At 72.9% G+C, this 25,517-nt stretch carries 26 protein-coding genes; 15 read left to right on the top strand and 11 right to left on the bottom strand.

Annotation, left to right across the window (positions count from 1 at the left end):
- Positions 1 to 81: 81 nt before the first annotated feature.
- The 3 genes from AC07CM_RS03100 to AC07CM_RS03090 all read right to left on the bottom strand — a co-directional run bounded on the left by AC07CM_RS03100 (position 82) and on the right by AC07CM_RS03090 (position 2,893).
- Entirely contained in the window at positions 82 to 252 is a 171-nt protein-coding gene (locus tag AC07CM_RS03100) for a hypothetical protein (RefSeq protein WP_478874578.1), read from the bottom strand.
- A 53-nt stretch (positions 253 to 305) separates the two neighbouring features.
- Positions 306 to 956 carry a class I SAM-dependent methyltransferase gene (locus AC07CM_RS03095; RefSeq protein WP_478874577.1) on the bottom strand — a complete coding sequence of 217 codons (651 nt, stop codon included), beginning with the start codon at positions 954 to 956 and terminating at the stop codon, positions 306 to 308.
- Between the two features lie 194 nt (positions 957 to 1,150).
- Entirely contained in the window at positions 1,151 to 2,893 is a 1,743-nt protein-coding gene (locus AC07CM_RS03090; RefSeq protein WP_478874576.1) for an MFS transporter, read from the bottom strand.
- 163 nt (positions 2,894 to 3,056) lie between these two features.
- Here AC07CM_RS03090 and AC07CM_RS03085 point away from each other — a divergent pair, with 163 nt between their 5' ends.
- The 4 genes from AC07CM_RS03085 to AC07CM_RS03070 all read left to right on the top strand — a co-directional run bounded on the left by AC07CM_RS03085 (position 3,057) and on the right by AC07CM_RS03070 (position 7,181).
- Positions 3,057 to 4,268 (top strand): lipid-transfer protein, encoded by a 1,212-nt coding sequence (locus AC07CM_RS03085; protein ID WP_478874575.1) that lies wholly within the window; start codon positions 3,057 to 3,059, stop codon positions 4,266 to 4,268.
- Positions 4,269 to 4,332: 64 nt separating this feature from the next.
- Complete coding sequence (locus AC07CM_RS03080) at positions 4,333 to 5,769, top strand: MFS transporter (protein WP_478874574.1); 1,437 nt, start codon at positions 4,333 to 4,335, stop codon at positions 5,767 to 5,769.
- 51 nt (positions 5,770 to 5,820) lie between these two features.
- Positions 5,821 to 6,360, top strand: coding sequence for a SigE family RNA polymerase sigma factor (locus tag AC07CM_RS03075; RefSeq protein WP_478874573.1), 540 nt, complete (start codon positions 5,821 to 5,823; stop codon positions 6,358 to 6,360).
- Positions 6,360 to 7,181, top strand: coding sequence for a hypothetical protein (locus AC07CM_RS03070; RefSeq protein ID WP_478874572.1), 822 nt, complete (start codon positions 6,360 to 6,362; stop codon positions 7,179 to 7,181). The genes AC07CM_RS03075 and AC07CM_RS03070 overlap by 1 nt, the downstream gene beginning before the upstream one ends.
- Before the next feature lie 16 nt (positions 7,182 to 7,197).
- Here AC07CM_RS03070 and AC07CM_RS03065 read toward each other — a convergent pair whose 3' ends face one another.
- Positions 7,198 to 7,809 (bottom strand): response regulator, encoded by a 612-nt coding sequence (locus AC07CM_RS03065; RefSeq protein ID WP_478874571.1) that lies wholly within the window; start codon positions 7,807 to 7,809, stop codon positions 7,198 to 7,200.
- Positions 7,810 to 8,022: 213 nt separating this feature from the next.
- On the opposite strand from AC07CM_RS03065, the gene AC07CM_RS03060 reads away from it, so the two are divergent.
- A complete protein-coding gene (locus tag AC07CM_RS03060; protein ID WP_478874570.1) occupies positions 8,023 to 9,591 on the top strand; it encodes an alpha-L-arabinofuranosidase B in 1,569 nt (522 codons plus the stop codon).
- Here AC07CM_RS03060 and AC07CM_RS03055 read toward each other — a convergent pair.
- From AC07CM_RS03055 to AC07CM_RS03045, 3 genes are read right to left on the bottom strand one after another with little or no spacing between them, the layout of a single operon-like run.
- Positions 9,569 to 10,846 (bottom strand): sensor histidine kinase, encoded by a 1,278-nt coding sequence (locus AC07CM_RS03055; RefSeq protein ID WP_478874569.1) that lies wholly within the window; start codon positions 10,844 to 10,846, stop codon positions 9,569 to 9,571. The two genes, AC07CM_RS03060 and AC07CM_RS03055, sit on opposite strands and share 23 nt — an antisense overlap.
- A gap of 16 nt (positions 10,847 to 10,862) precedes the next feature.
- Positions 10,863 to 11,579 (bottom strand): ABC transporter permease, encoded by a 717-nt coding sequence (locus tag AC07CM_RS03050; RefSeq protein ID WP_478874568.1) that lies wholly within the window; start codon positions 11,577 to 11,579, stop codon positions 10,863 to 10,865.
- Positions 11,579 to 12,499 (bottom strand): ABC transporter ATP-binding protein, encoded by a 921-nt coding sequence (locus AC07CM_RS03045; protein ID WP_478874567.1) that lies wholly within the window; start codon positions 12,497 to 12,499, stop codon positions 11,579 to 11,581. Before AC07CM_RS03045 ends, AC07CM_RS03050 begins: the two co-directional genes overlap by 1 nt.
- 239 nt (positions 12,500 to 12,738) lie before the next feature.
- On the opposite strand from AC07CM_RS03045, the gene AC07CM_RS03040 reads away from it, so the two are divergent.
- Genes AC07CM_RS03040 through AC07CM_RS03030 form a run of 3 tightly spaced genes read left to right on the top strand, consistent with a single transcriptional unit; the run spans position 12,739 to position 15,695 of the window.
- Entirely contained in the window at positions 12,739 to 13,614 is an 876-nt protein-coding gene (locus AC07CM_RS03040; RefSeq protein ID WP_478874566.1) for a MaoC/PaaZ C-terminal domain-containing protein, read from the top strand.
- A gap of 29 nt (positions 13,615 to 13,643) precedes the next feature.
- Positions 13,644 to 14,720: a Zn-dependent alcohol dehydrogenase gene (locus AC07CM_RS03035; protein ID WP_478874565.1), complete on the top strand. Its 1,077-nt coding sequence runs from the start codon at positions 13,644 to 13,646 to the stop codon at positions 14,718 to 14,720.
- A gap of 12 nt (positions 14,721 to 14,732) precedes the next feature.
- Positions 14,733 to 15,695, top strand: a complete 963-nt coding sequence (locus tag AC07CM_RS03030) for a 3-oxoacyl-ACP reductase (protein ID WP_478874564.1) — start codon at positions 14,733 to 14,735, stop codon at positions 15,693 to 15,695.
- 81 nt (positions 15,696 to 15,776) lie between these two features.
- Here the strand turns inward: AC07CM_RS03030 and AC07CM_RS03025 are convergent, their stop codons facing one another.
- Together AC07CM_RS03025 and AC07CM_RS03020 are read right to left on the bottom strand one after the other, a co-directional pair.
- Positions 15,777 to 15,935, bottom strand: coding sequence for a hypothetical protein (locus tag AC07CM_RS03025; protein ID WP_478874563.1), 159 nt, complete (start codon positions 15,933 to 15,935; stop codon positions 15,777 to 15,779).
- Positions 15,936 to 16,031: 96 nt separating this feature from the next.
- Positions 16,032 to 17,279, bottom strand: a complete 1,248-nt coding sequence (locus AC07CM_RS03020; RefSeq protein WP_478874562.1) for a hypothetical protein — start codon at positions 17,277 to 17,279, stop codon at positions 16,032 to 16,034.
- Between the two features lie 188 nt (positions 17,280 to 17,467).
- Here AC07CM_RS03020 and AC07CM_RS03015 point away from each other — a divergent pair, with 188 nt between their 5' ends.
- From AC07CM_RS03015 to AC07CM_RS03005, 3 genes are read left to right on the top strand one after another with little or no spacing between them, the layout of a single operon-like run.
- Entirely contained in the window at positions 17,468 to 18,316 is an 849-nt protein-coding gene (locus AC07CM_RS03015; RefSeq protein ID WP_478874561.1) for a Nif3-like dinuclear metal center hexameric protein, read from the top strand.
- 13 nt (positions 18,317 to 18,329) lie between these two features.
- Complete coding sequence (locus AC07CM_RS03010; protein ID WP_478874890.1) at positions 18,330 to 19,073, top strand: zinc ribbon domain-containing protein; 744 nt, start codon at positions 18,330 to 18,332, stop codon at positions 19,071 to 19,073.
- A 12-nt stretch (positions 19,074 to 19,085) separates the two neighbouring features.
- On the top strand, positions 19,086 to 20,543 hold the full coding sequence (locus tag AC07CM_RS03005) for a bifunctional RNase H/acid phosphatase (RefSeq protein ID WP_478874560.1): 1,458 nt from the start codon (positions 19,086 to 19,088) through the stop codon (positions 20,541 to 20,543).
- Here the strand turns inward: AC07CM_RS03005 and eda are convergent.
- The gene (gene eda, locus AC07CM_RS03000) at positions 20,515 to 21,189 is read right to left on the bottom strand and encodes a bifunctional 4-hydroxy-2-oxoglutarate aldolase/2-dehydro-3-deoxy-phosphogluconate aldolase (RefSeq protein WP_478874559.1); all 675 of its coding nucleotides are present in this window, start codon (positions 21,187 to 21,189) and stop codon (positions 20,515 to 20,517) included. The genes AC07CM_RS03005 and eda overlap by 29 nt on opposite strands.
- 73 nt (positions 21,190 to 21,262) lie before the next feature.
- A complete protein-coding gene (gene yaaA / locus AC07CM_RS02995; protein WP_478874558.1) occupies positions 21,263 to 22,045 on the bottom strand; it encodes a peroxide stress protein YaaA in 783 nt (260 codons plus the stop codon).
- A gap of 110 nt (positions 22,046 to 22,155) precedes the next feature.
- Between yaaA and AC07CM_RS02990 the strand changes: the two genes are divergently transcribed.
- The 4 genes from AC07CM_RS02990 to AC07CM_RS02975 all read left to right on the top strand — a co-directional run bounded on the left by AC07CM_RS02990 (position 22,156) and on the right by AC07CM_RS02975 (position 25,512).
- On the top strand, positions 22,156 to 23,589 hold the full coding sequence (locus AC07CM_RS02990) for an RNB domain-containing ribonuclease (protein ID WP_478874557.1): 1,434 nt from the start codon (positions 22,156 to 22,158) through the stop codon (positions 23,587 to 23,589).
- 139 nt (positions 23,590 to 23,728) lie between these two features.
- Complete coding sequence (locus AC07CM_RS02985) at positions 23,729 to 24,139, top strand: DUF4260 family protein (RefSeq protein ID WP_478874556.1); 411 nt, start codon at positions 23,729 to 23,731, stop codon at positions 24,137 to 24,139.
- A complete protein-coding gene (locus tag AC07CM_RS02980) occupies positions 24,132 to 24,653 on the top strand; it encodes a TetR/AcrR family transcriptional regulator (protein ID WP_478874555.1) in 522 nt (173 codons plus the stop codon). Before AC07CM_RS02985 ends, AC07CM_RS02980 begins: the two co-directional genes overlap by 8 nt.
- 25 nt (positions 24,654 to 24,678) lie before the next feature.
- On the top strand, positions 24,679 to 25,512 hold the full coding sequence (locus AC07CM_RS02975) for an AraC family transcriptional regulator (protein ID WP_478874554.1): 834 nt from the start codon (positions 24,679 to 24,681) through the stop codon (positions 25,510 to 25,512).
- Positions 25,513 to 25,517: the final 5 nt, after the last annotated feature.

Here is a 25,517-nt window from a genome sequence, read left to right as displayed (position 1 = left end):
CCTCCACATGCGGGAGAGGGCTCAACGGGTGGCGGGGCCGGCACCGGACGGTCCCGGGAGCGGCCGGTGCCGGACGCCGCCTCAGAAACTGCCGACGATCAGCCACCAGGCGACCGCGAGCACCAGCAGGTACAGCCCGACGCCGATGGCCCTGCCCAGTCCCTTGCGTCCGCTGCCCGAGAGCGCGTTGCCGAGGAGGCCGACGAGCGGCGCCCCGGAGACGATCAGAACCAGTCCGAGCAGGAAACGCACGGCTCCACCCCCGTCGTGGACCGCCCTCCCCGGGGATCCAGGGCGAGCGTAGGTCAGACGCCCGTCCCGGTCCGCCGCAGCACGCGCAACGATCCGGTCACGGAGATTTCGGTGAACGCGCCCGACTCCAGGGCCCGGAGGTAGACCCGGTACGGCGCCTGGCCGGTGAACTCGTCCTCGGGGTGCGGGAAGACGTCGTGGATGACGAGCAGCCCGCCCTCGGCGACGTGCGGGGCCCAGCCCTCGTAGTCGGCGTTCGCGTGCTCGTCGGTGTGCCCGCCGTCGACGAAGACGAAGCCGAGGGGGGAGTTCCAGATGGCGGCGATCTGCGGGGAGCGGCCGACGAGCGCCACCACGTGGTCCTCCAGGCCCGCCCGGTGCAGGGTGCGGCGGAAGGTCGGCAGTGTGTCCATGAGGCCGATCTCCGGGTCGACCGTCTCCGGGTCGTGGTAGTCCCAGCCCGGCTGCTGCTCCTCGCTGCCCCGGTGGTGGTCGACGGTCAGCGCGGTGACCCCGGCCTCCCGGGCGGCGTCCGCGAGCAGGACGGTGGACCGGCCGCAGTAGGTCCCGACCTCCAGCAGCGGCAGCCCCAGCCGCCCGGCCTCCACCGCGGCCGCGTACAGCGCCAGTCCCTCGTCCACGGGCATGAAGCCCTTGGCGGCCTCGAACGCGGCCAGGATCTCGGGCTCGGGTGCCGCGGTCATGGGGGGTCCTCTCGGTCGTACGACTGTCCGGCCGCTCATGCTGCCGCACCCCCGGTCGTTCATCGACAGGGGGTGCGTGCAGCGCCCCGAAAGGACCGTGGGGCTGTGTCGACATGCGGCTCCGCCACGCGGACGCGACGGGCCGGGACGAAGCCGCAGACGCCGGACGGCGCATCGCGGCGGCCCGGTGGGCGCTACGCGCTGACCGTCTCGCCCGGAAGGGAGAGGTCCAGCTCGATCGCCCGCTCCTGACCGGGGTGGGTCGCGGAAGAGGCGAGCGGCCCATGGCCGGAGGCCCGTGCGGCCAGCACGTACGCCCCCTCACCCGGCACCACGAGGTGGTAGCTGCCGTCCGCCGCGGAGAGGGTCGCCCCCGCCTGCCGTCCCCGCCGGTCGATCAGCGTGACCTTGGCCCGGGCGACCGGGGCACCGCCGGCGTCCAGCACTCGTCCGCGGAAGCCGTGCAGCGCCTCCTCGGCCCGCTCCAGCGCGGCTTCCTCCTCGCTGCTCGCCCGCAGCTGGGTGTGCTGGGCCGGGCGGGAGGCCTTCGGCAGGAAGACGGCCAGCAGCAGGCCCACCGCGACGGCGGCCGTGGCGATGAGGAAGGAGACGCGGAAGCCGTGCATCGTGGGGATCTCGATGCCGCCCACGTCGTTCGCCGTGTTGGCCAGCACCATGCCGATGACGGCGCTGGAGACGGACGTGCCGATGGAGCGCATCAGGGTGTTGAGGCCGTTGGCCGCGCCGGTCTCCGAGGCCGGCACCGCGCCGACGATCAGTGCGGGCAGGGAGGAGTAGGCGAGGCCGATGCCGGCGCCGAGGACGACCGAGGTGACGATGGTCTGCCAGGCCGCGTCCATCAGGCCGAGGCCACCGCCGTAGCCGAGGGCGATGATCAGCAGGCCGATGATGAGCGTGACCTTGGGGCCGTATCGGGCGGACAGCCGGGCGTAGACCGGTGCCGTGAACATCATCGTCAGGCCCAGCGGGGCCACGCACAGACCCGCGACGACCATGGACCGGCCGAGGCCGTAGCCGGTGGCCTCGGGCAGCTGGAGCAGCTGGGGCAGGACCAGCGAGACGACGTAGAAGCTGACGCCGACCATGATCGAGGCGAGGTTGGTGAGCAGCACCTCGCGGCGGGCGGTGGTGCGCAGGTCGACCAGGGGTGCCTGGACGCGCAGCTCGTACACGCCCCACAGGAGCAGGACGACCACGGACGCGGCGAACAGGCCCAGCGTCGTACCGGCGGACCAGCCCCAGTCGCTGCCCTTGGTGATCGGGAGGAGGAGCAGGACCAGGCCGGTGGACAGGCCCAGGGCGCCCGGCAGGTCGAAGGAGCCCTTGGCCCGCATCGGGGACTCGGGCACCACGAGGAGGGTGAGGGCGATCGCGAGCACGCCGAGGCTGGCGGCGCCGTAGAAGAGGGAGTGCCAGTCGCTGTGCTGGGCGACGAGGGCCGCGGCGGGCAGCGCGAGACCGCCGCCGACGCCGATGGAGGAGCTCATCAGGGCCATGGCCGAGCCGAGTCGCTCGCGCGGCAGCATGTCCCGCATCAGGCCGATGCCCAGCGGGATCGCGCCCATGGCGAAGCCCTGGAGGGTGCGGCCCAGGATCATGGTGAGCAGCTGGCTGGTGAGCGCGCTGATCAGGGCGCCGACCACCATCACGGCGAGGCTGAGGATCAGCATCCGCCGCTTGCCGTAGAGGTCGCCGAGCCGGCCCATGATCGGGGTGGCCACGGCGCCGGACAGGAGGGTCGAGGTGAGGACCCAGGTGGCGTTGCTGGGGGCGGTGCCCAGCAGTTGCGGCAGGTCCTTGATGACCGGCACGAGCAGGGTCTGCATCACCGCGACCACGATGCCCGCGAAGGCGAGCACCGGGACCACGGCCCCGCCGGCCTTCCGGTCGGGCTGGTCGGTCGTCGTGTGCGTCATTGAGTGAGGCCTCCTGCGTGACATAAGTGCCGGGTAAACCTCGTATGCACAGGCAACTATTCCGTTGCTTCGGGCCTCTAATGAATTCTTGACCCTTCCATGGGTTTCTGATCCCCTGTCAGGGTCTGGTCAATTACTGGAACACGTTCTAATCTGGCGCGCCATGAAGGCCTATGTCGCCGGGGTCGGGATGACCCGCTTCGAGAAGCCCGAGACCCGAGCGTGGCAGTACTGGGACATGGTGCGGGAGGCGGGGAGCGCGGCGCTCGCGGACGCCGGGATCGCCTACACCGATGTGGAACAGGTTCCCGTCGGCTACTGCTTCCAGCCCTCGACCGCCGGCCAGCGCGCCGCCTACGAGCTCGGCCTGACCGGCGTCCCCGTCTACAACGTCAACAACAACTGCGCGACCGGCGCCACCGCCCTCATGCTGGCCCGTCAGCTGGTCGAGGGCGGCGTCTGCGACTGCGTGCTCGCGCTGGGCTTCGAGAAGATGAGGAAGGGCGCGCTCGGGGGAGGGACCGACGGCGGCGCCCGTGGCGGAGCCGCCGATGACTGGAGCTCCGCCTCACCCGTGGCCCGGCACTACCGGATCATGGCCGCCCGGCACGGCTTCGAGGCGACCCCGCCCACCGCGCAGATCTTCGGCGACGCGGCTCGTGAGCACATGGAGAGGTACGGCACCACCGAGGCGCAGCTCGCCGCGGTCGCCGCCAAGAACCACCGCCACTCGGCGCACAACCCCTACGCCCAGTTCCGGGACGTGTACGAGGTGGCCGACGTCCTCGCCGCGCGAGCCGTGCACCGGCCGCTGACCAAGCTCCAGTGCTCGCCGACCTCGGACGGCGCGGCGGCGGCCGTCGTGGTCTCGGAGCGGTTCGCCGAGGAGCGTTCCCCGAGCCGCCTGGTCGAGATCGTCGCGCAGGCCATGACCACGGACACCGAGGAGTCCTTCGCGTCCGGCTCGTGCATCGACGTCGTCGGGCAGCCGATGTCCCGCGAGGCGGCCCGGCAGGCGTACCGGCGGGCCGGGCTCGGCATCGAGGACGTGGACGTCGTGGAGCTGCACGACTGCTTCTCCGTCAACGAACTGCTGACGTACGAGGCGCTCGGCATGTGTCCGGCCGGAGAGTCCGGCAAGCTCGTGGAGTCGGGGGCGACCACATACGGGGGCCGCTGGGTGGTCAATCCCTCCGGCGGGCTGATCTCCAAGGGGCATCCGCTGGGCGCGACCGGTCTCGCCCAGGCCGCCGAGCTGGTCTGGCAGCTGCGCGGGGAGGCCGGGGAACGGCAGGTGCCCGGCGCCCGGGTGGGCCTCGCGCACAACATCGGGCTGGGCGGGGCGGCGGTCGTGACGCTCCTGCGGGCGGTCTAGGTCCCGCGACCCAGGACCGGGTGGTCCGAAAAGCCGATGCAAGGACCGTAACCGGGTTGAGAGCATGACGCCCATGCTCGAAGCCACCGATGTCTCCCGCGTGTCCCGCCGCACGGCACCCCCGACCTGGCTGGTGGTGGCGCTGGCCTGCGCCGGGCAGTTCCTGGTCGTGCTCGACGTGTCCGTGGTCAACGTCGCCCTGCCGTCGATGCGGACGGACCTCGGGCTGAGCGCCTCCGGTCTGCAGTGGGTGGTGAACGCGTACGCCATCGCCTTCGCCGGCTTCATGCTGCTCGGCGGCCGGGCCGGTGACCTCTACGGCCGCAAGCGGATGTTCCTGGTCGGGCTCGGCCTGTTCACCCTGGCCTCGCTCGGCGGCGGACTGGCCCAGGAGGGCCGGCAGTTGCTGCTGGCGCGGGCCGCGCAGGGGCTCGGCGCCGCGGTGCTCGCGCCGTCGACGCTGACCCTGCTGACGGCCGCGGTGCCCGAGGGGGCCGCCCGGGCCCGGGCGATAGCCACCTGGACCGCGGTGGGCGCCGGCGGCGGGGCCGCGGGCGGACTGGTCGGCGGGGTCCTGGTGGACGTGCTCTCCTGGCGCTGGGTGCTGCTGATCAACGTGCCCGTCGGTGCCCTGGTGCTCGCCGGCTCGCTGAAGTGGCTGACGGAGAGCCGGGCGGGCGACGGGCGGCGGCTCGACCTGCCGGGCGCCCTGCTGGTGACGGCGGGCCTCGCGACCCTGGCCTACGGCATCGTGCAGACCGAGGCCGTGGGCTGGACGGCCGCGGCCACGCTGCTGCCGCTGTGCGCCGGACTCGCCCTCATCGGCCTCTTCCTGCTGGTCGAGGCCCGTACGGCGGCTCCGCTGATGCCGCTCGGGCTGCTGCGACTGCGCTCGGTGGCCTCGGCGAACGCGGCGATGTTCGTCTCCGGCTCGGCGATGTTCTGCATGTGGTACTTCATGACGCTGTACGCCCAGAACGTGCTCGGCTACTCGCCGCTGGAGGCGGGTCTCGCCCTCGTGCCCAGCTCGCTGTCGGTGGTGGTGGGTTCGAAGCTGGCCCCGCGCCTGATGCGCTCGGCCGGGGCCCGCACGGTGGCGACACTGGGCACCCTGGTGGCCGCGGCGGGCTTCGGCTGGCAGTCCACGATGAACGCGCACGCGCCGTACGTCACCGGCATCATGATCCCCGGCATGCTGATGATGCTCGGCGCAGGCCTGGCCGGCACCCCGCTGGCCGCGCTGGCCACCTCGGGCGCGGCGCCGGGCGAGGCCGGACTGGTGTCCGGACTGATCAACACCTCGCGCACGATGGGCGGTTCGCTGGGACTCGCCGTGATGTCGACCGTCGCCGCGGCCGGCACGGGCAGCGGGCGCGGCACCGAGGCCCTGACGGGGGGCTATGCGCTCGCCTTCCGCACCAGCGCGGCACTGCTGCTGGGCGGGGCGCTGCTGATGCTGGTGTGGCTGCCGCGAAGGACTTCGGCGAATTCCGTGGGATGAGGCAACGGTCCGGGCGGTCCGTGGACTCCTTCTGATGTCTAGGAGGTGCCCATGGGGGATCGGAAGTCGGCTCGGGACGAGGAGTTCCAGAGCTTCATGGTCGGCCGCTGGCCGCGGCTGATGCGTACGGCGTTCCTGCTCACGGGGGAGCAGCACGCCGCCGAGGACCTGGTCCAGTCGACGCTCGAACAGGTCTACGTGGCCTGGCGCCGGGTCGGCTCGGCCGACGATCCGGAGGCCTACGTACGCCGCGTGATGATCAACGCGCACGCGCGCAGGCACAGAAGACGACTCAAGGAGTTCCTCGCCCCGAAGGACGACTCGGGGCTGGTGCGCGAGGTGGCCGACACGGGCGACCGGATCGCGCAGGCCGACGACCGCGGCGCGCTGCTCAAGGCGCTCGCCCAACTGCCCGCGCGGCAGCGGGAGGCGGTGGTCCTGCGCTACTGGGAGGACCTGACGGAGACCCAGACGGCCGAGGCGATGGGCTGCTCGGTCGGCACGGTGAAGAGCAACGCGGCCAAGGGCATCGCGAAACTCCGCGCACTGCCGGGGCTGGCCGAGACGGTGACGCAAGGAGGGCGGAAGTGATGAACGCGGACCGGGAGAACCACGAGATGACACACTCGGACCTCGCCTTCCTCCTCGCGGACGCCGCTGCCGAGGTGGAGATCGGCACGGCTCCGGTGCAGGCGGTGCTGCGCGGCGGCCGGCGGCGCAGGGCCCGGCGCTGGGCGGTGGCGGCGGCCACGGCGGTGGTGGTGGCCGGGTCCACGGGCGCCCTGGCGGTGACCGGGCTGCCGGGCGGCGGCCATGCCGACCGGCAGGCGAACGTGGCGAAGCCGCCCGCCTCGGCCGAGGCGCGGCACGTGTACGACCCGCAGCGGACCGAGATCGCGCGGGGGACCTACCGGGGCAAGAGGTGGAGCGTCACCGTCCAGGTGTGGGGAGCGCCGCGTGACGAGCACGAGGCGGACCGCCAGTTCGACGCCATGGCCGAGCTGGGCATCGAGCCGGCGGAAGCCCACAGGCCCGCCGACCTGATCGGCAGGACCTCGTTCTTCGCGGTGCGGGGCTGGGGCGAGTCGGGCCGTCCGCAGCAGGTGATGTTCAACTCGGTCGAGAAGTTCGAGCGGTTCTCGGGCACGGACCTGGAGGCCGCCGCCACCCGTCTGGGCACCGGCGGCGAGAGCTCCGGTCGGCTGGTGATCGGCATGGTCGCCAAGACCGCCCGGCAGGTCACCTGCCACTGGAAGGACGGCACGACGGCCGTGGCCGAGCCGGCCGAGGGCTTCTCCGCCCAGGACACGGGCGCGGCGATCCGCACGGTGGACGGCTTCAAGGGAGCGAACTGGTTCACCTGCGTGGCACCGGGAGGTACGTCCTACGCGTCGGCGGAGGTGACGAAGTAGCGGCTCCTCCGGGAGGTCACAGCCACCCCTGCTGCCTGGCCTCCCGCACCGCCTCCAACCTGTTCCGGGTCCCCGTCTTGCCGATCGCCGACGACAGGTAGTTGCGCACGGTGGACTCGGACAGATGGAGCTTGCCGGCGATGTCGGCGACGGTCGCGCCGTCCGCCGACGCCTGCAGCACCTCGCATTCCCGGGCCGTCAGCGGATTCGGCCCGGCGCTGAGCGCGGCCGCGGCCAGCGCCGGATCGACCACGGTCTCGCCGGTGAGCACGCGCCGGACGGCCTGGGCCAGTTCCTCCACCGGTCCGTCCTTGACCAGGAAGCCGACCGCGCCGGCCTCCATGGCCCGGCGCAGATAGCCGGGCCGGCCGAAGGTGGTCAGGATCAGCACCCGGCAGTCCGGCGCCTGCTCGCGCAGCTCGGCCGCCGCGTCCAGGCCGCTCATGCCGGGGAGTTCGATGTCCAGCAGGGCCACGTCCGGCCGGTGCAGCAGCGCGGCGTCCACGATCGCGTCGCCGGTCGCGACCTGTGCGACCACCTCGATGTCGTCCTCCATGCCGAGCAGCAGGGCGAGGGCGCCGCGCATCATGCCCTGGTCCTCGGCGAGCAGGACTCGGATGTTCTTCACGAGCCAAGCGTAGCCGCGGGCGTGCCATTAAAGACTCGTCATTGTTCGGGTCCGCGGGGCTTGACGGTTCACGGGGACGCGCAAACAATCGCCTCTGCATTTCCGGTAATTGTTCGGTATTTCGAAGCCGAATAGGTTCGGCATTTCGATCGAACGGCGTCCGGTATATCGACCAACACTGGCGCCGCCCTACGAGGAAGCGAAGAGGTGCACGTGTTCCCCAGACTCCCGCGCTCTTGTCCCCGGCGGCTCGAAGACGCCGCCCTCGCGGCGCTGGCGGTGTTGGCGGCCGTCGCCGCGCTCGTCGTCGGCACCGGCGCCCCGCGGGCCGCCGCCGCGAGTTCGCTGCCCTGTGACGTCTACGGCGCCGCGGGCACCCCCTGCGTCGCCGCGCACAGCCTGGTCCGGGCGCTGTACTCGTCGTACGGCGGCCCGCTCTACCAGGTGGGGAGGGCCTCCGACGGCGCCACCGCGAACATCGGCCCGCTGGCGACCGGCGGCTACGCCGACGCGGCCGCCCAGGACTCCTTCTGCGCCGGTACGACCTGCGTCGTCACCGAGATCTACGACCAGTCCCCGCGCCACAACGACCTCACGATCGAGGGCGCGGGCGGCGCCGGCACGGCCGACGTCGGGGCGCCCGCCGACGCCCTGCCGGTGACGGTCGGCGGCCACCGGGTCTACGGCCTGGAGATCTCCGCCGGCATGGGCTACCGGGACGACTCCACCTCGGGCGTGGCCGTGAACGGGCAGGCCGAGGGGATGTACATGGTGACCTCCGGCACCCACGTCAACAATCGCTGCTGCTTCGACTACGGCAACGCCGAGACGAACAACACGGACACCGGCAACGGCCACATGGACGCCATCAACTTCGGCACCGAGTGCTGGTTCGCACCCTGCTACGGACAGGGCCCCTGGGTGCAGGCCGATCTGGAGAACGGGCTGTTCCAGTCCGACGCCGGGTACAGCAGGAACACGTCCGACACCGGCACCGGGCCACTGCCGTTCGTGACCGCGCTGCTGAAGAACAACGGGCGGAACCATTTCGCGCTGAAATACGGCAATGCGCAATCCGGCGGGCTGACGACCACCTATTCCGGCGGTGAGCCGACCGCCGGCGGCTACGCGCCGATGCACCAGGAGGGCGCGATCGTGCTCGGCACCGGCGGCGACAACAGCAACGGCTCCATCGGGTCCTTCTTCGAGGGCGTGATGACCTCAGGCATTCCGACGGACGCCGCCGACGACGCCGTGCAGAGCAACATCGTCTCCGTCGGCTACGGCGGCCCGACCGGCGGCACCGGCACCCTGAGCCCCGGCTCGGAGATCTCGCTGCGTGCGACGACCGCCTGCTGCACCACCGACTACGTCCGCCACCAGAACGACGCCGCCGTCATCTCCCCTGTGACGTCGGGCAGTTCGTCCCTCGACAAGAACGACGCGACCTGGATCGTGCGCCGGGGGCTCGCCGACGGCTCCTGTGTCTCCTTCGAGTCGCGGAACTATCCCGGTGACTTCCTGCGCCACTACGACTACCGGCTCCACCGGCAGCCCATGGACGGCACCGCCCAGTTCCGGGCCGACGCCACCTTCTGCCCGCAGACCGGCAAGAGCGGCACGGGCACCTCGTTCGCGTCGTACAACTACCCGACCAGATACCTGCGCCACTACGACCTCGGCCTCTACACAGCGAGCGACGGCGGCTCCAACGCCTTCGACAGCGCCACCTCGTGGAGCGACGACGTGAGCTGGTCGGTCAGCCCGCCGTGGGCGCCGTAGCAGCTCCCACACCGGCCAACTCGGTCGGTTCCACCGGAAGTTCGGCGGTCACCGTGAAACCGCCGCGTGGCGACGGGCCGGCCGTGAGGGAGCCGCCCGCCGCCGCGAGGCGCTCGGTCAGACCCTTCAGACCGGTGCCGCCGATACCCTCGGCGGGGCGTGTGACGGCCTTGCCGGTGCCGTTGTCGGTGACGGTGAGCCGGGCCTGTTCGGTGGTGCTCTCGACGGTGATCTCGCAGCGGGTGGCGTCGCTGTGCCGGACGATGTTGGTGACCGCCTCGCGCACCACCCAGCCGAGCAGCGCCTCGGTCTGCGGTGCCAGCGGCGTCCCGGCCTGGCGCACCACCGGCACCATGCTCGCCGCGGACAGCGCCGAGCGGGCCCGGGTCAGTTCGGTGGCCAGGCTGCCCTCGCGGTAGCCGGTCACCGCCTCGCGGATCTCGGTGAGCGCCTGCCGGCCCACCGACTCGATGTCACCGATCTGCCCGAGTGCCGCGTCCATGTCCCGCGGGGCCAGCCGCCGGGCCGCCTCCGACTTCACCACGATCACCGACAGGGTGTGCCCGAGCAGGTCGTGCAGATCGCGCGAGAAGCGCAGCCGTTCCTTCTCCACCGCCCGCCGGGCCAGCTCCTCACGGGCGGCGCGCAGTTCCCGCACGGCCTCGGACAGACCCAGGATCGCCGCGGTCACCATACTCGACAGGAAGGTCGCGTAGGCGATGTTCACGGCGTCCCCCCAGTCGTCGCGTACGGCGGAGACGGCGCCCGCGTACACCGCGAGCAGCACACCGGTGCGGCCCAGCCACGGGCCCCGCAGGGTGGCGCCGGTCGCGAGACCCAGCAGCGGGAAGAACATCAGCCAGTTGCCGCCGTAACCGAGCCCCAGGCCCGTGGTCAGCAGGGCCATCAGCCCCAGCGCCACCCGGGTGGAGATCGCCTCGCGCCTGCTCCGGTCGAAGGAGCGGAAAGTGACGTAGATGTACAGCGAGTTGAAGGCGAGCAGGCCCAGACCGCCGATCCACGGATTCGAGGTCCGGCCCTGCAGCAGGTTGGAGAAGGACCCCATGCCCATCAGCAGCCAGGGCAGCAGGGAGAAGCCGGTGGGCGGCGGACCCGGGTGGTCGACGTCCGTGGCGCCGCCGTTCTCCCGGGCGGCTCGCTGCGCGGCCCTGAAGCGTTCCATGTCCGCCCGCCAGCGGGCCCGCGCCTGGCGCAGGGCCCGGAAATGGCATCTTGCTCCCGCCCACCACGACATGTCTCTGTTCCCCCGATCAGATGGTCCCCGCCCTGCGGCGGTACGACAGCACAGCGTACGAACCGAACGCCGGCAGCCAGATGGTCAGCACGATGATCGCACCGAGGGCGGGCCCGTGCCCCTCCGCGACCGCGGTGCCGAGCTGGGCGAACCGGCGGGTCGGGGTCCAGTCGGACAAGGCGCGCAGCCAGTGCGGGAACAGGGCCACCGGGAACCACAGGCCGCCCAGCACCGCGAGTCCCAGGTTGCACACCATGTTGACCACCCCGGTGGCGGGCCCGGTCAGCCGGTAGCCGTTGCCGAGGCCCAGCAGCGTGAAGGGGACCGAACCGAGCCACAGCAGCAGCGTGATCGCACCCCACTGCCAGGCCGCCAGCCGTACGCCGTTGACCAGTCCGCCCGCCGCGAGGACGGCGACCACCGCGGGCAGCACGGTCACCGCGCCCGTCAGGGCCCTGCCCGTCACCACCTCGCGCGGCGTCATCGGTGTCACGCGCAACTGCCGCAGCCAGCCGGTCGCCCGGTCCTCGGCGACCGCACCGCCGGTGTTCAGCGCCGAGCCGACCGCTCCGTAGGCGGCCATGCCGACCATCGCCGCCGTCCGCCAAGCGGCGTCGTTCTCGCCCAGGTTGGTGAACAGCAGATACATCATCACCGGCATCGCGATGCCGCCGATCACGAAACCCGTGTCCCGCAGGGTGCGGCGGACCTCCAGTCGTACGTAGTCGAGCATCACACCGTCTCCGGGTCGCGAAGGGCATGGGCGTCGTGCGAGGTGAGGGCCAGGAACGCGTCGTCCAGCGAGGCCGGGGCCACCTCCAGGCGCCGCACCGCGCCCAGGGCGGCGAGGGCGAGCACGGTCGCGTCGGAGTCGTCGGTGCGCAGTAGTGCCCGGCCCCCGCGCACCTCCACCGACCGCACGCCGGGCAGCAGGGCGAACTCCCGCGGATCGCGGCCGGCCGGGTCCACCGAGACGAGGTTGCCGCCCGCCGCGCGCCGCAGCTCCTCACCCGTGCCGTCGGCGACGACCCGCCCGCGGTCGAGGATCACGATCCGGTCGGCGTGGGCGTCCGCCTCCTCCAGGTAGTGCGTGGAGAAGAGCACGGTGCGGCCGCCGCGGGCGTAGGCGCGCATGGAGGCCCAGAAGGCGTGGCGTGCCTCCACGTCCAGCGCCGCCGTCGGTTCGTCGAGCACCAGCAGCGCGGGGTCCCCGGCGACCGCGACCGCGAACCGCACCCGCTGCACCTGTCCGCCCGACAGCCGGTCCACCCGCCGCCCGGCCAGGTCCGCGATCCCGGCCAGCTCCAGGGCCCGCGCCACCGGCATCGGCGCCGGATACCTGGCGGCGACGAAGCCGACCAGCTCGCCGACCGTGACCCGGGGCACCGGCCGGGCGTCCTGGAGCATGGCGCCCACCCGGCCCGCGCGCACCGCCCGCTCCGGCCCGGCGCCGAACAGCTCCACCGACCCGGCGTCGGGCACCAGCAGCCCGAGCAGCAGCGCGATCGCCGTCGACTTGCCGGCGCCGTTGCGGCCCAGCAGGGCCACGGTCTCGCCGCATCCGACGTCCAGGTCGACACCATTCACGGCGCGCACGGCGCCGTACGTCTTCACCGCCCCCGTGAAGGACACGGCGCTCAGCGTCTGTGTCATACCCACGATGCTAGGAATCCGGGCCCCCGTCCGGCAGATGCGCATGTACGGACTCCGGCAGTACAAATGTCACTGCCCCCGCAACCTGACACGGCGTCAGGAGCCTTCACAACTCGGGAGCGCTGGGCTATACAGGGGGCGCCGGACTGGAACGCGTTCTAGATCCGCCCGTGGACGACCTCGGTGCGGCCGACGGTGCGGACGTCCGCACCGAGGTCTTGAGACCCGTCAGGAGCCCCATGCCCATCGACGCAGCCAAGGCCCTCGCCGCCGAGCCCCGGACCGGCGAGATCTCCTGGACCGCCAAGGACGTCCAGCTCTACCACCTCGGCATCGGCGCCGGCGCCAACCCGGACAGGAACAGCCCCGCCACCGACCCCGACGAGCTGCGCTACACCCTGGAGTCCCGGCTGCACGTCCTGCCGAGCTTCGCCACCGTCGCCGGCTCCGGCGCGCCCGGTGTCATCGGCGGTCTGTCCCTGCCCGGCATCGAGGTCGAGCTGGCCAGGGTCCTGCACGGCGGCGAGATGCTTCGGATCCACCGCCCCATCCCGGTGACGGGCACCGCGACCGCCACCCGCCGCGTCGCCGCCGTGTACGACAAGGGCAAAGCGGCCGTCCTCGTGCTGCGCACCGAGGTCGGCGACGCCGACGGGCCGCTGTGGACCGACGACGCGCAGATCTTCGTACGGGGAGAGGGCGGCTTCGGCGGCGACCGCGGTCCCTCCGCACGCCTGGACCCGCCGGCCGGCGAGCCCGACAAGGTCGTCCAGCGCCCGATCCGCGCTGACCAGGCCCTCCTCTACCGCCTCTCCGGCGACTACAACCCGCTGCACGCCGACCCCGAGTTCGCCGCGCTGGCCGGGTTCGAGAAGCCCATCCTGCACGGCCTGTGCACCTACGGCATCACGCTCAAGGCGGTCGTGGACACGCTGCTCGACGGCGATGTGACCCGGGTGCGCGGGTACACCACACGGTTCGCCGGAGTCGTGTACCCGGGGGAGACCCTGCGGATCCGCATGTGGCGGCAGGAGGGCGCCGTGCGGGTCGCGGTGAGCGCGCACGAACGGGACGAGGCGCCCGTCCTCGCCGACACCATCGTCGAACACTCCTGAGTCCGAACGCCGTTGAGGGGAGCCGCACCATGCGCGCAGCCGTACTGCACGAGATCGGCCAGGACAAGCTGGAGGTCCTCGACGACGTCGAGGCGGTGGGCTTCGGCCCCGGCAGGGTGAGGGTCCGGGTGAGGGCCACCGGGCTGTGCCACTCGGACCTGTCGGCGATGAACGGGGTGCTGCCGCAGCCGGCCCCGTTCGTGCCCGGGCACGAGGGCGCGGGCGAGATCCTCGAAGTCGGCGAGAACGTGGGCCACTTGAAGCCGGGCGACCGGGTCGTCATCTGCTGGCTGCCCGCCTGCGGCGCCTGTCCCGCCTGCAAGCGGGGCCAGACCGAGCTGTGCCTGGCCGGATTCATGAACGCCGGCACTCCGAACTTCAAGCGCCCCGGCGGCGACGTCTTCGGCTTCGCGGGCACCGGCACCTTCGCAGAGGAGGTCGTCGTGGACGCGGGCTGTGCCGTGCCGATCCCGGACGACGTGCCCTTCGACATCGCCGCGCTCATCGGCTGCGGGGTGACCACCGGACTCGGCGCCGCCCTCAACACCGCGGACGTACAGGCCGGTTCGTCGGTCGCCGTCATCGGCTGCGGGGGCGTCGGCATCTCCGCGGTGCAGGGGGCGCGGCTGAAGGGCGCCGCCGAGATCGTCGCCGTCGACCCGGTCGCCTCCCGGCGCGAGTCCGCCCTCAGGTTCGGCGCCACCAAGGCCGTCTCGCCCGAGGAGCTGGTCGACGCCAAGCAGCAGGTCACCGGCGGCGAGGGCTTCGACTACGTCTTCGAGGTCGTCGGGAGGTCGGCCACCGCACGCACCGCGTACGAGACCACCCGGCGCGGCGGCACCCTGGTGGTCGTCGGCGCGGGCGCCATGGACGACTTCCTGCAGCTCAACATGTTCGAGCTGTTCTTCGACGAGAAGCGGATCCTGCCGTCCATGTACGGCGGCGGGGACGTGCTGCGCTCCTACGAGCGCACCATCGCCCTGTGGCGGGCGGGCCGCGTCGACCTGGCCGGCCTGATCACCCATCGGGTGCCGCTGGCGGAGATCAACGAAGCACTGGACCAGATGCGTACCGGGACGGCCCTGCGTACGTGCATCGAGATCTGAGGACGGACGCGCATGGCACTGCCACTTGACGGACTGTCCGCCGTCGTCACCGGCGCCGGGCGGGGTCTCGGCCGGGCCGAGGCGCTCGAACTCGCCCGGCTCGGCGCGGCCGTCGTCGTCAACGACTACGGGCAACCCGGCCGCGACGGCTCCGGCGAGGCCTCCGCCGGTCCCGCCGAACAGGTCGTCGCCGAGATACGGGACGCGGGCGGCCGCGCGGTCGCGCACACCGGGGACGTCTCCGACTTCCGGCAGGCGCGCGAACTCGTCGGCCTGGCGATCGCCGAGTTCGGCGGGCTGGACGTCCTCGTCAACAACGCGGGCATCCTGCGCGACCGCATGGTCTTCTCCATGACCGAGGACGAGTGGGACTCGGTGATCCGCGTCCACCTCAAGGGGCACTTCAACACCACCCACTTCGCCGCCGCACACTGGCGGGAGCGGTCCAAGGCGGCCGGGGGCCCGGTGTACGGCAGGGTCGTGAACACCTCCTCGGAAGCGTTCCTGGCCGGCTCCGCCGGACAGCCCAACTACGCGGCCGCCAAGGGCGGAATCGTCGGCCTGACCACCTCCACCGCCCTCGCCCTCGCCAGGTACGGCGTCACGGCCAACGCCATCTGCCCACGCGCCCGGACCCGGATGACCGAGGACGTGTTCGCGGGTCTCGGACGACCGGAGGAGGGCCTCGACCCGCTCGCCCCCGAACACGTCGCCCCACTCGTCGGCTACCTGGCCTCGCCCGCCGCCGCCCGGGTCAACGGCCAGCTGCTCGTCGTCCACGGCGGGACGGTCGCCGTCGTCGAACGCCCGCGGGTGCAGGCGAAGTTCGACAGCAAGCAGGAGACGTTCACGTACGACGAACTCGACGCGCTGCTCACCCCGCACTACGCGGACCGGCCGCCGGGGGAGACCTTCGCGGCGGCGGAGGTGCTGAGTCTCAGGCGCGGGTGGGAGAACGGGACAGAGAACGGGTGAGAGGACGGGTGTCAGGACGGTTGTGAAGAAAAAAGAGGGGCTTCCCGTCGGGTGACGGAAAGCCCCTCTCTTCTTGTACGGTCAGGCAGCCGCCTCGGCCGATTCCGCGGCCGGCTTGCGGTGCCGGCCGTGCGGAGCCGTCTCACTGTCCTGGGCCGCGACCGGGCCCCGGTGCCGGCCGTGGCCGACCGTGTCCTGAGAGTCGGCAGACAGCTGCTTCGTCGTGCTGGTGTCGCTCATCGGAAGAATTCACCCCGTCAACATGATCATTCGTACAGCCGGGCGAGTGTAACCGGCACACCACGGGCCGAATCCAGGCGCACACGCCAACCGGCACTACTTCGTTACAAGACGTCCCAGGGGAGCCTGCTGCAGCGGCACAGGACGGGCCGTCACCGGTCCCGGAGGATCCGGTTCCGGCGCCTCCCGGGACGCTCCGGGCGCCCCGGCAGCCGTGCCGTCCCGGACCGCGCCCTCCGGACCCGCGTCCCCCCGGCCCCCCGTTGCCGCCGGAGCCGTCGCGGCCGCACCGCGCGCGGCTCCCACGCCCCCCGTCTCCCCCCTGGGCGCCGTCAGCTCCGCCACGCCGCACGGGACTTCTCCCGTGGCGTACGGCAGCCGCAGCACCCCGTCCCGCGTCCACAGCCCGGCCCCGGCCAACCAGCCCTCGGGGGCGGGCAGATGGCACACCTGCCGCTCGGCCGGCCGCCAGGTGCCGACCCAGCTGCCGAACGGCCCGTCGATGCGCAGCGCCACCGCGCAGTTCTCCGGCATCAGCACCTGCCCCGGCTGGACCGCGAACGGCGTCACCACGCAGTCCGTGAGGCGCAGGCACTCGGGGAAGCGCACCGGCAGCGTGCTGCCCATGACTCCCCAGCCCAATCGTTCCTGCCCCGGGGAGGGCGCGTCCGAAGAGATCAGCAGCAGCCCGCTGTCCGGGTCGGCGAGCAGCAGCCGGTCGTCACTGGCGTCCGCGATCTGCAGCAGGGGCGAGATCTCGCCGCCGCGCTCCAGGTCGGCCACCACCGTCTTGGTGCAGTCGCCGAGTTCCCGGTCCAGCGCGAGCAGGCGCCCGGAGCGGTCCAGCCAGACCCCGCCCGAACAGCGGCCGGGGACCTCGGTCAGCTGCTCGGGCCCGAAGGCGCCGCCCGCCACCAGCCACACCGCCGTGGAGCGTGGCCCGACGGCGAGGGCGTACGCCCGGGCGCCGCCCGGCGCCGGCGGCAGCAGCCTGAGCCGGGTGCCGGGCTCCGGGCACTCCACCGCGCCGAGCGGCAGCTCGCCGGTGCCGGGGCCGCTCGGGTACAGCAGCGAGAAGATGTGCCGGGGCTCGATCGCGCGGTGGATCAGCACGCGACCGTCCGACATCGGCTGCACCTCGGTGCCGGGCTCCTCCGGCTGGTTGCCGGGCAGCGGCACCGTGTAGGGCTCCGGGCCGTCGAGGGTCCAGCGCTCCGGGAACCAGGAGTCGCCGTCCAGCGCGAGGCGGGCGGCGTACGCGCCGTCCGCCGTGATGGCGCACCCCGTCCCCGGCACACCGCCGTTCTCGCCGGTGGAGGGGGGTTCGATCGCACAGGCCGTCATCGTTCGGTCACCTCCGGCGACGAAGCTAGTTTTCGTACGCACAGACGTGGAGCCGGCCGACCCAGGCTTCACACATACGGGTGGTGCAGAAGCGATTCATCTGAGGGAATCGCGGCGTATGTGCTGACCCGGGCCAGAGGAAGCGGATGCGGTACATCCCGGCAGAACGGCCAGGTAGCCTTTTCCCCGTGCCCCGTCTGTCTGAAGTCATCGCCGCGCTGGAGAACCTGTGGCCCGCCGAGCGGGCCGAGTCCTGGGACGCGGTCGGCACGGTCGTGGGCGATCCCGACCAGGAGGTCACCCGGGTCCTGTTCGCCGTCGATCCCGTCCAGGAGATCGTCGACGAGGCGGTGAAGCTCGGCGCCGACCTGCTGGTCACCCACCATCCGCTCTATCTGCGCGGGACCACCACGGTGGCGGCGACGCACTTCAAGGGCCGGGTCGTGCACACGCTGATCAAGAACGACATCGCGCTGCACGTCGCCCACACCAACGCCGACACCGCCGACCCCGGCGTCTCCGACGCTCTCGCCGGTGCCCTCGACCTCCGGGTCGTACGGCCCCTCGTGCCGGACCCCACCGACCCGACGGGTTGCCGGGGCCTCGGCCGGGTCTGCGAACTCGACCACCCACTGACCGTCCGCGAGCTGGCCGCCCGGGCCGCCGAGCGGCTGCCCGCCACCGCGCAGGGCATCCGGGTGGCCGGCGACCCCGAGGCCGTCGTCCGCACGGTCGCCGTCAGCGGCGGCTCCGGCGACAGCCTCTTCGACCAGGTCCGCGCGGCCGGCGTCGACGCCTTCCTCACCGCGGACCTGCGCCACCACCCCGCGGCGGAGTTCCTCGGGGCTGTCGCCCCCCGCCCCCTCGCGCTGCTCGACGCGGCGCACTGGGCCACCGAGTGGCCCTGGTGCGAGCTGGCCGCGAGCCAGCTCGACGAGATTTCCGACCGTCACGGCTGGGACCTCAGGGTCCACGTCTCCAAGACGGTCACCGACCCCTGGACCGCCCACGCGGCGTCCACCGCCACAACGAACTAACGGGAGCCCCCAACTGAACGCCGCGCCCGCCGACCAGATCCGACTCCTCGACGTCCAAGCCCTCGACGTCCGCCTGCAGCAGCTCGCGCACAAGCGGAAGTCCCTGCCCGAGCACGCCGAGATCGAGTCGCTGACCAAGGACCTCACGCAGCTGCGCGACCTGCTGGTGGCCGCGCAGACCGAGGAGAGCGACACCGCCCGCGAGCAGACCAAGGCCGAGCAGGACGTGGACCAGGTGCGCCGGCGTGCCGCCCGCGACCAGCAGCGCCTGGACTCCGGCGCCGTCACCTCGCCGAAGGACCTGTCCAACCTCCAGCACGAGATCGCCTCCCTCGCCAAGCGGCAGGGCGACCTGGAGGACGTCGTCCTGGAGGTCATGGAGCGCCGTGAGGGCGCGCAGGAGCGGGTCGGCGAGCTGACCGAGCGGGTCGCCTCCGTCCAGTCGAAGATCGACGACGCGACCGGCCGCCGGGGCGCCGCGTTCGAGGAGATCGACGGCGAAGTCGCCTCGGTCACCAAGGAGCGCGAGGTCATCGCCGCCTCCGTCCCCGCCGACCTGCTCAAGCTCTACGACAAGCTGCGCGAGCAGCAGGGCGGCATCGGGGCGGCCAAGCTGTACGCCCGCACCTGCCAGGGCTGCCGCCAGGAGCTGGCGATCACCGAGCTGAACGAGATCCGCTCGGCGGCGCCGGACGCCGTGCTCCGCTGCGAGAACTGCCGCCGCATCCTGGTGCGCACGGCCGAGTCCGGGCTGTAGGGAGCCGGGGCGGTGCGGGAGTTCATCGTCGAGGCCGACGGCGGGTCGCGGGGCAACCCCGGGCCCGCGGGGTACGGGGCCGTGGTGAGCGAGGCGGCGACGGGGGAGACGCTGGCCGAGGCCGCCGAGTACATCGGCGTCGCCACCAACAACGTGGCCGAGTACCGGGGCCTGCTGGCCGGCCTGCGCGCCGCGCACGCCCTGGACCCCGGCGCCCGGGTCCACGTCCGCATGGACTCCAAGCTGGTCATCGAGCAGATGTCGGGCCGCTGGAAGATCAAGCACCCCGCCATGAAGCCGCTGGCGGCCGAGGCGAACGGCGTGTTCGCTCCCGGCCAGGTCACCTACGAGTGGATCCCGCGCGAACGCAACAAGCACGCCGACCGCCTGGCCAACGAGGCGATGGACGCGGGCGCCAAGGGCGAGCAGTGGTCCGCATCGACGTCCCGCGCGGCCCTGGACACCCCGCCCGCCGTCCCCGAGCCGTCCGGCCCACCCGGGGATGCGGCGGCGGGCGCGGCGAGGGCCCGAGCGGCCCTGACGGAGAGCCGAGCAGCCGACGTAGCCGCGGGCAGTCGTGCCGCTGGGGCGGCACGGGTGGGCGATGGGGGCACCTCCCAGGCCGTTCAGGCACTGGGGGAGGCACCTCCCGGCGAGCAGCGCCCCACGCCCCCCAGCGAGCAGCTGCCCTCCGGCTCCGGCGGGGAAGCCCTGGCCACCACCAGCGAGCAGCAACTCTCCAGCTCCGGCGGGGAAGCCTCGGTCACCAGTGCCCGGCAACAGCCCCCCGGCCAAGCCCAGCGCAGCGAACAGCGGCCCGGCTGGGGCGCGACCCCCGACATGGGCGCCCCCGCCACCTTCGTACTGCTCCGCCACGGCGAAACCCCCCTCACCCCTCAGAAGCGTTTCTCCGGCAGCGGTGGCACCAACCCCTCCCTCTCCGACGCCGGCCGCGAGCAGGCCCGCCGAGTCGCGGAGGCACTCGCCAGGCGCGGCACCATCCAGGCGGTCGTCGCCTCCCCGCTCGCCCGCACCCGCGAGACCGCCGGCATCGTCGCCGCCCGCCTCGGCCTCGACGTGGCGATCGACGAGGGACTGCGGGAGACCGACTTCGGCGCGTGGGAGGGCCTCACCTTCGGCGAGGTCCGCGAGCGTCACCCGGACGATCTGAACGCCTGGCTCGCCGACCCGGAGGCCCACCCCACCGGCGGCGGCGAGAGCTTCGCGGAGACCGCCACCCGGATCGAGGCCACCCGGGAGAAGCTGGTCGCCGCCTACGCGGGCCGTACCGTCCTGCTGGTCACCCACGTCACCCCGATCAAGACCTTCGTCAGGCTCGCCCTCGGTGCCCCTGACCAGGCGCTGTTCCGTATGGAGCTCTCCGCCGCATCCCTCTCGGCGGTGGCGTACTACGCGGACGGCAACGCGAGCGTGCGGCTGTTCAACGACACGTCCCACCTGCGTCCCTGAGCCCGTCCCGGAGCCCGGCTGCGGCCCGCGCCAGCTCCTCGATCCGGGCCCAGTCCCCGGCGGCCACCGCGTCCGCCGGGACCATCCAACTGCCGCCCACACAGCCGACGTTGGGCAGAGAGAGGTACTCCGGCGCGGTCGTGGGCCCGATCCCGCCCGTCGGGCAGAACCGCGCCTGCGGCAGCGGACCCGCCAGGGACTTCAGATAGGCCGTACCGCCCGCCGCCTGCGCCGGGAAGAACTTCATCTCGCGCACCCCGCGCTCCAGCAGCGCCACCACCTCCGAGGTGGTCGACACCCCCGGCAGGAACGGCACCCCGGACGTCCGCATCGCCGAGAGCAGCGCGTCCGTCCACCCGGGGCTGACCAGGAACCGCGCCCCGGCCGCCACGCACTGGCTCACCTGCTCCGGCGTGATGACCGTGCCCGCCCCGACCACCGCGTCCGGCACCTCGTCGGCGATCGCCCGGATCGCGTCCCGCGCCGCGGGCGTCCGCAGGGTCACCTCGATCGCAGGCAGCCCGCCGGCGACCAGCGCGCGAGCCAGCGGTACGGCGTCGGAGGCGTCGGAGACGACCACGACGGGCACGACGGGCGCGAGGTCCAGCACGGAGGCAGCCGAGGAGGAGGGCAGCGGTGAGGTCATGCCCCTCATCGTGCCCACATGGTGCAGCATACGCAAAGGGTGTTGCGCATGTTGCAACGCGATCAGCGGCCTCTCAGTGGATCTCCTCCACCAGCACGTCCAGCGACCACGGCTGCCCGGCCCTGCCCGGCGCCCGCGCCTCCACCTCGTACCCGAGGTCCCGCAGCGCCTCCACCAGCTCGGCGGGGTCCTTCGGCCCGGCCCCTGCCGACAGCAGGCTCCGTACGATCCGGCCCTTCGTGGCCTTGTTGAAGTGGCTGACGACCTTCCGCGTCGGCGCGTGCAGCACCCGTACGGTCGCGGTCCGCCCGGCGACCTCGCCCTTCGGCTTCCAGGCGGCCGCGTAGGCGGCGGAGCGCAGGTCCAGCACCAGGCCGCCCCCGGCCGCCTCGGGCAGCACCTCGGCCATCGGCGCACGCCAGTGCCCGGCCAGCGCGCCGAGGCCCGGCAGCTTCACGCCCATCGAGCAGCGGTAGGAGGGGATGCGGTCGCTCACGCGCACCGCGCCCCACAGCCCCGAGAAGACCAGCAGCGAGCGCGTCGCGCGCCTCTTCGCCGCCGCGTCCAGCGAGGCCAGGTCCAGGGCGTCGTACAGGACACCGGAGTAGATCTCCCCGGCGGGGCGGGCCCCGGCCGTGCGCAGTCCGGCGTTCTTCGCCACCTCGCCGCGCAGCCCCTCGCTCAGCCCGAGCACCTCGCGCGCCTTCTCCTCGTCGGCGGCGCACAGCTCCACCAGCTCCCCGAGCACGGCCTCCCGCGCGCCGGTCAGCCCCGGCAGGGACAGCGACTGAAGGTTCAGCGGGGCGCCGCGGCCCGAGTTCGCCTTGCCTTCGGAGGGCGGCAGCAGGACCAGCACCAGGTACTCCTTCTCTTCGACCTCTTCGGCTCCTTGGGCCTCTTGGGCCTCTTGGGCTCTGCGCCAGGGTACGGGGTGCTGCCGGGGCCCCCGCGCCCTACGCTCGACACATGCCCCGCCGCAAGATCCGTGTGACCGGCGCTCCCGAGGCACCCCTCAGGGCCGCCCTCGCCGCGCTCCGCGCCGAACTCGGCACGCCGGAGGTCTTCCCGGCCGAGGTCGAGGAGGAGGCCGAGCGGTCGGCGAAGGCTCCCGCCCCGCCGTCGTACGACGCCACGGACCTCCCCTTCTTCACCCTGGACCCGCCCACCTCCACCGACCTGGACCAGGCGATGCACCTGTCCCGACAGGGCACCGGCTACCGGGTCCGGTACGCCATCGCCGACGTCGCCGTCTTCGTCGCACCCGGTGGGGCACTGGACGCGGAGGCGCAGCGGCGGGTGAACACCCTCTACTTCCCCGACACGAAGGTCCCGCTGCACCCCACCGTGCTCAGCGAGGGCGCCGCGAGCCTGCTGCCGGAGCGGACCCGGCCGGCGGTGCTGTGGACGGTCGACCTGGACGCGGAGGGTCGCACCCGCGCCGTCGACGTGCGCCGGGCGCTGGTCCGCAGCCGGGCGAAGCTCGACTACGCGGGCGTGCAGCGGCAGCTCGACGGCGGTACGGCCGAGGAGCCGGTCGCGCTGCTCAGGGAGATCGGCCGGGCCCGGGAACGCCTCGAGATCGAGCGCGGCGGCATCTCGCTCAACGTGCCCGAACAGGAGATCATCGAGCGGGACCACACCTACGAGCTGAGCTACCGCGCCCCGCTGCCCGCCGAGGACTGGAACGCCCGGCTCTCCCTGCTGACGGGCATGGCCGCGGCCGACCTGATGCTGGCCACCGGTACCGGCATCCTGCGCACCCTGCCGGCCGCTCCGGACGGCGCCGTGGCCCGCCTGCGGCGCACCGCGGTCGCCCTGCACATCGACTGGCCGCACCACGTGTCGTACGCGGCGCTGATCCGCAGCCTCGACCCGCACCGACCGCACCACGCGGCCTTCCTGCAGGAGTGCACGACCCTGCTGCGCGGCGCGGGTTACACGGTCTTCCGGGACGGGAACCTGCCCGCGATCACCACGCACGCCGCCGTCGCCGCCCCCTACGCCCACTGCACCGCCCCGCTGCGCCGCCTCGCCGACCGCTACGCAGGCGAACTCTGCCTCGCGGCCGTCGCCGGCCGGACCCCGCCCGACTGGGTGCTCGCCGCGCTCGACCCCCTGCCCCGGCGGATGGCCGACGGTTCCCGCCTCGCGGGCACGGTGGAGCGGGAGTGCGTCGACATCGTCGAGGCGGCGCTGCTCAAGGACCGGGTGGGTGACGTCTTCGAGGGCTGCGTCGTCGACGTCTCCGAACACCGGCCGACCGCCGGCACGGTCCAGCTGACGTCCCCCGCGGTGATCGGCCGGATCGAGGGCGAGCACCTGCCCCTCGGCGAACCCCTGCGCGTCCGCCTCACCCGCGCGGACCCGGGAACGGCGACGATCCTGTTCGCCCCCGCGTGAGGACCCGCTCGAGGGTCCGTACGAGTTCGCAGTCCGCCGCCCCACCGGACCTCTTGACGGCTAACGCTGTTAGCCATACGGTCGTGGCCAACGGCGTTAGCCATCCCGGCTCGGACGCCGCACGACTCCGGAGGCAGTCATGTCCGGTACGACCGCAGGCGCGACTCCCGCCCCGACCACCCTGCGCCGCACCGCCTGGTTCGCGGTCGCCCTGTTCTGGTCGGCCTTCGCGGTGCTGGAGGCCGTGAACCACGGCCGGCTCGCGGGCGCCCTCGCCGTGCTCCTCTTCGTGCTCCCCGACCTGACCTTCCTGATCGGCCTCGACCAGGCACCCCGCATGGCGAAGGGACAGCTGGCGCCGCGCGCGGTGCCGTACTACAACGCGATGCACCGCGCCCTCGTCCCGCTGGCACTCGCCGTGCTCTACACGGTCACACCGCTCGACTGGGCCCCCGCCTTCGCCGCCCTGTGCGGCTGGCTCGCCCACATCTCGTACGATCGCGCCTTCGGTTACGGACTGCGGACGAAGGAGGGCTTCCAGCGTGGCTGACCGCCTCACCCCGAGGGCACGGGAGATCGCCGGGGCGGCCCGGGAGATCCTGGAGGAGTCCGGACCCGCGCAACTCACCATGCGCACCCTCGCCGACCGCCTCGGCATCAAGGCGCCCTCCCTCTACAAGCACTTCCCCGACAAGCACGCCGTAGAGGTCGAGCTGACGGCACAGATGCTGGCGGAATCCGCGGCGGCCCTCGAAGCCGCCGAGGCCCGGGTGCCGGGCTCCCTGGAGGCGCTGGCCGAGGCCTACCGCGCCTACGCCCTCGCCCACCCGCACCTGTACTGCCTCGCCACGGAACAGCCTCTCCCGCGCGCCGAACTCCCCCCGGGCCTGGAGGACCGGGCCGCCCTGCCGCTGCTGCGGGCCTGCGCCGGCGACCTGGACCTGGCCCGGGCCGTCTGGGCCTTCGCCCACGGCATGGTGATCCTGGAGATCCACGGCCGGTTTCCGTCCGACGCCGACCTCGACGCGGCATGGAAGCGGGGCCTGAGGGCGTTGCACCCGTAGGAGCTGCACGGCAAGGGGGTGTCCGATGGCGGAACAGGCACTGTGGACGAGGGCGCGACTCGGCCGCTGCGGCCCCCCGCTCGACCTCCTGACGGCGAGTTTCCGCCGGCACACCTACGCCCCGCACGCCCACGACGAGTACACGATCGGCGTCTGTGTGGGCGGCTCCGAGGTGATCGACTACCGGGGCGGGCACATCCGCACCGGCCCCGGCACGATCGTCGTGCTCGAACCCGGCGAGATGCACACCGGCGGCCCCGGCAACCCCACCGGCGGCTACGCCTACCGCGCTCTGTACGCCGAGCCGTCCCTGGTGGCCGAGGGGACCCTCGGCGGGCTCCCGCACTTCCGCGAACCGCTCCTGGAGGACCCCGAACTGGCCGCGGCGCTGCGCGCCGCCCACACGGAACTCAGCGTCTGCCCCGACCCGTTGCAGGCCGAGTCCGTCGTGCCCTGGCTGCTGACGGCCCTCGCCCACCGGCACTCCACCGCGAGACCCCTGCCGGACCACGTCCCCGGCGCCGTGGGAATCGCGCACACCGTCCGCGACCGCCTGGCCGACGAACTCACCGCTCCCCCCTCCCTCGCCCTCCTCGCCACCGACCTGGGCCTGTCGCGCTACCAGCTGCTGCGGGCCTTCCGTACGACGATGGGGATACCCCCCTACGCCTGGCTCGCCCAGTACCGGGTGACCCGGGCCCGTGCACTGCTGGCCACAGGACTGCGGCCGGCCGAGGTGGCGGGGCTGGTGGGCTTCGCCGACCAGGCCCACCTGACGCGCTGGTTCCGCCGGGTGCTGGGGGTGACTCCGGCGGCCTACCGCAACAGCGTTCAAGACAGCCGGGGCGCACGCGGCTGAGACTC

This window comes from Streptomyces sp. NPDC044061 (assembly GCF_056434305.1).
The sequence above is the reverse complement of the archived record's forward strand: the minus strand, read 5'-3'. Positions and strand labels throughout refer to the sequence as shown.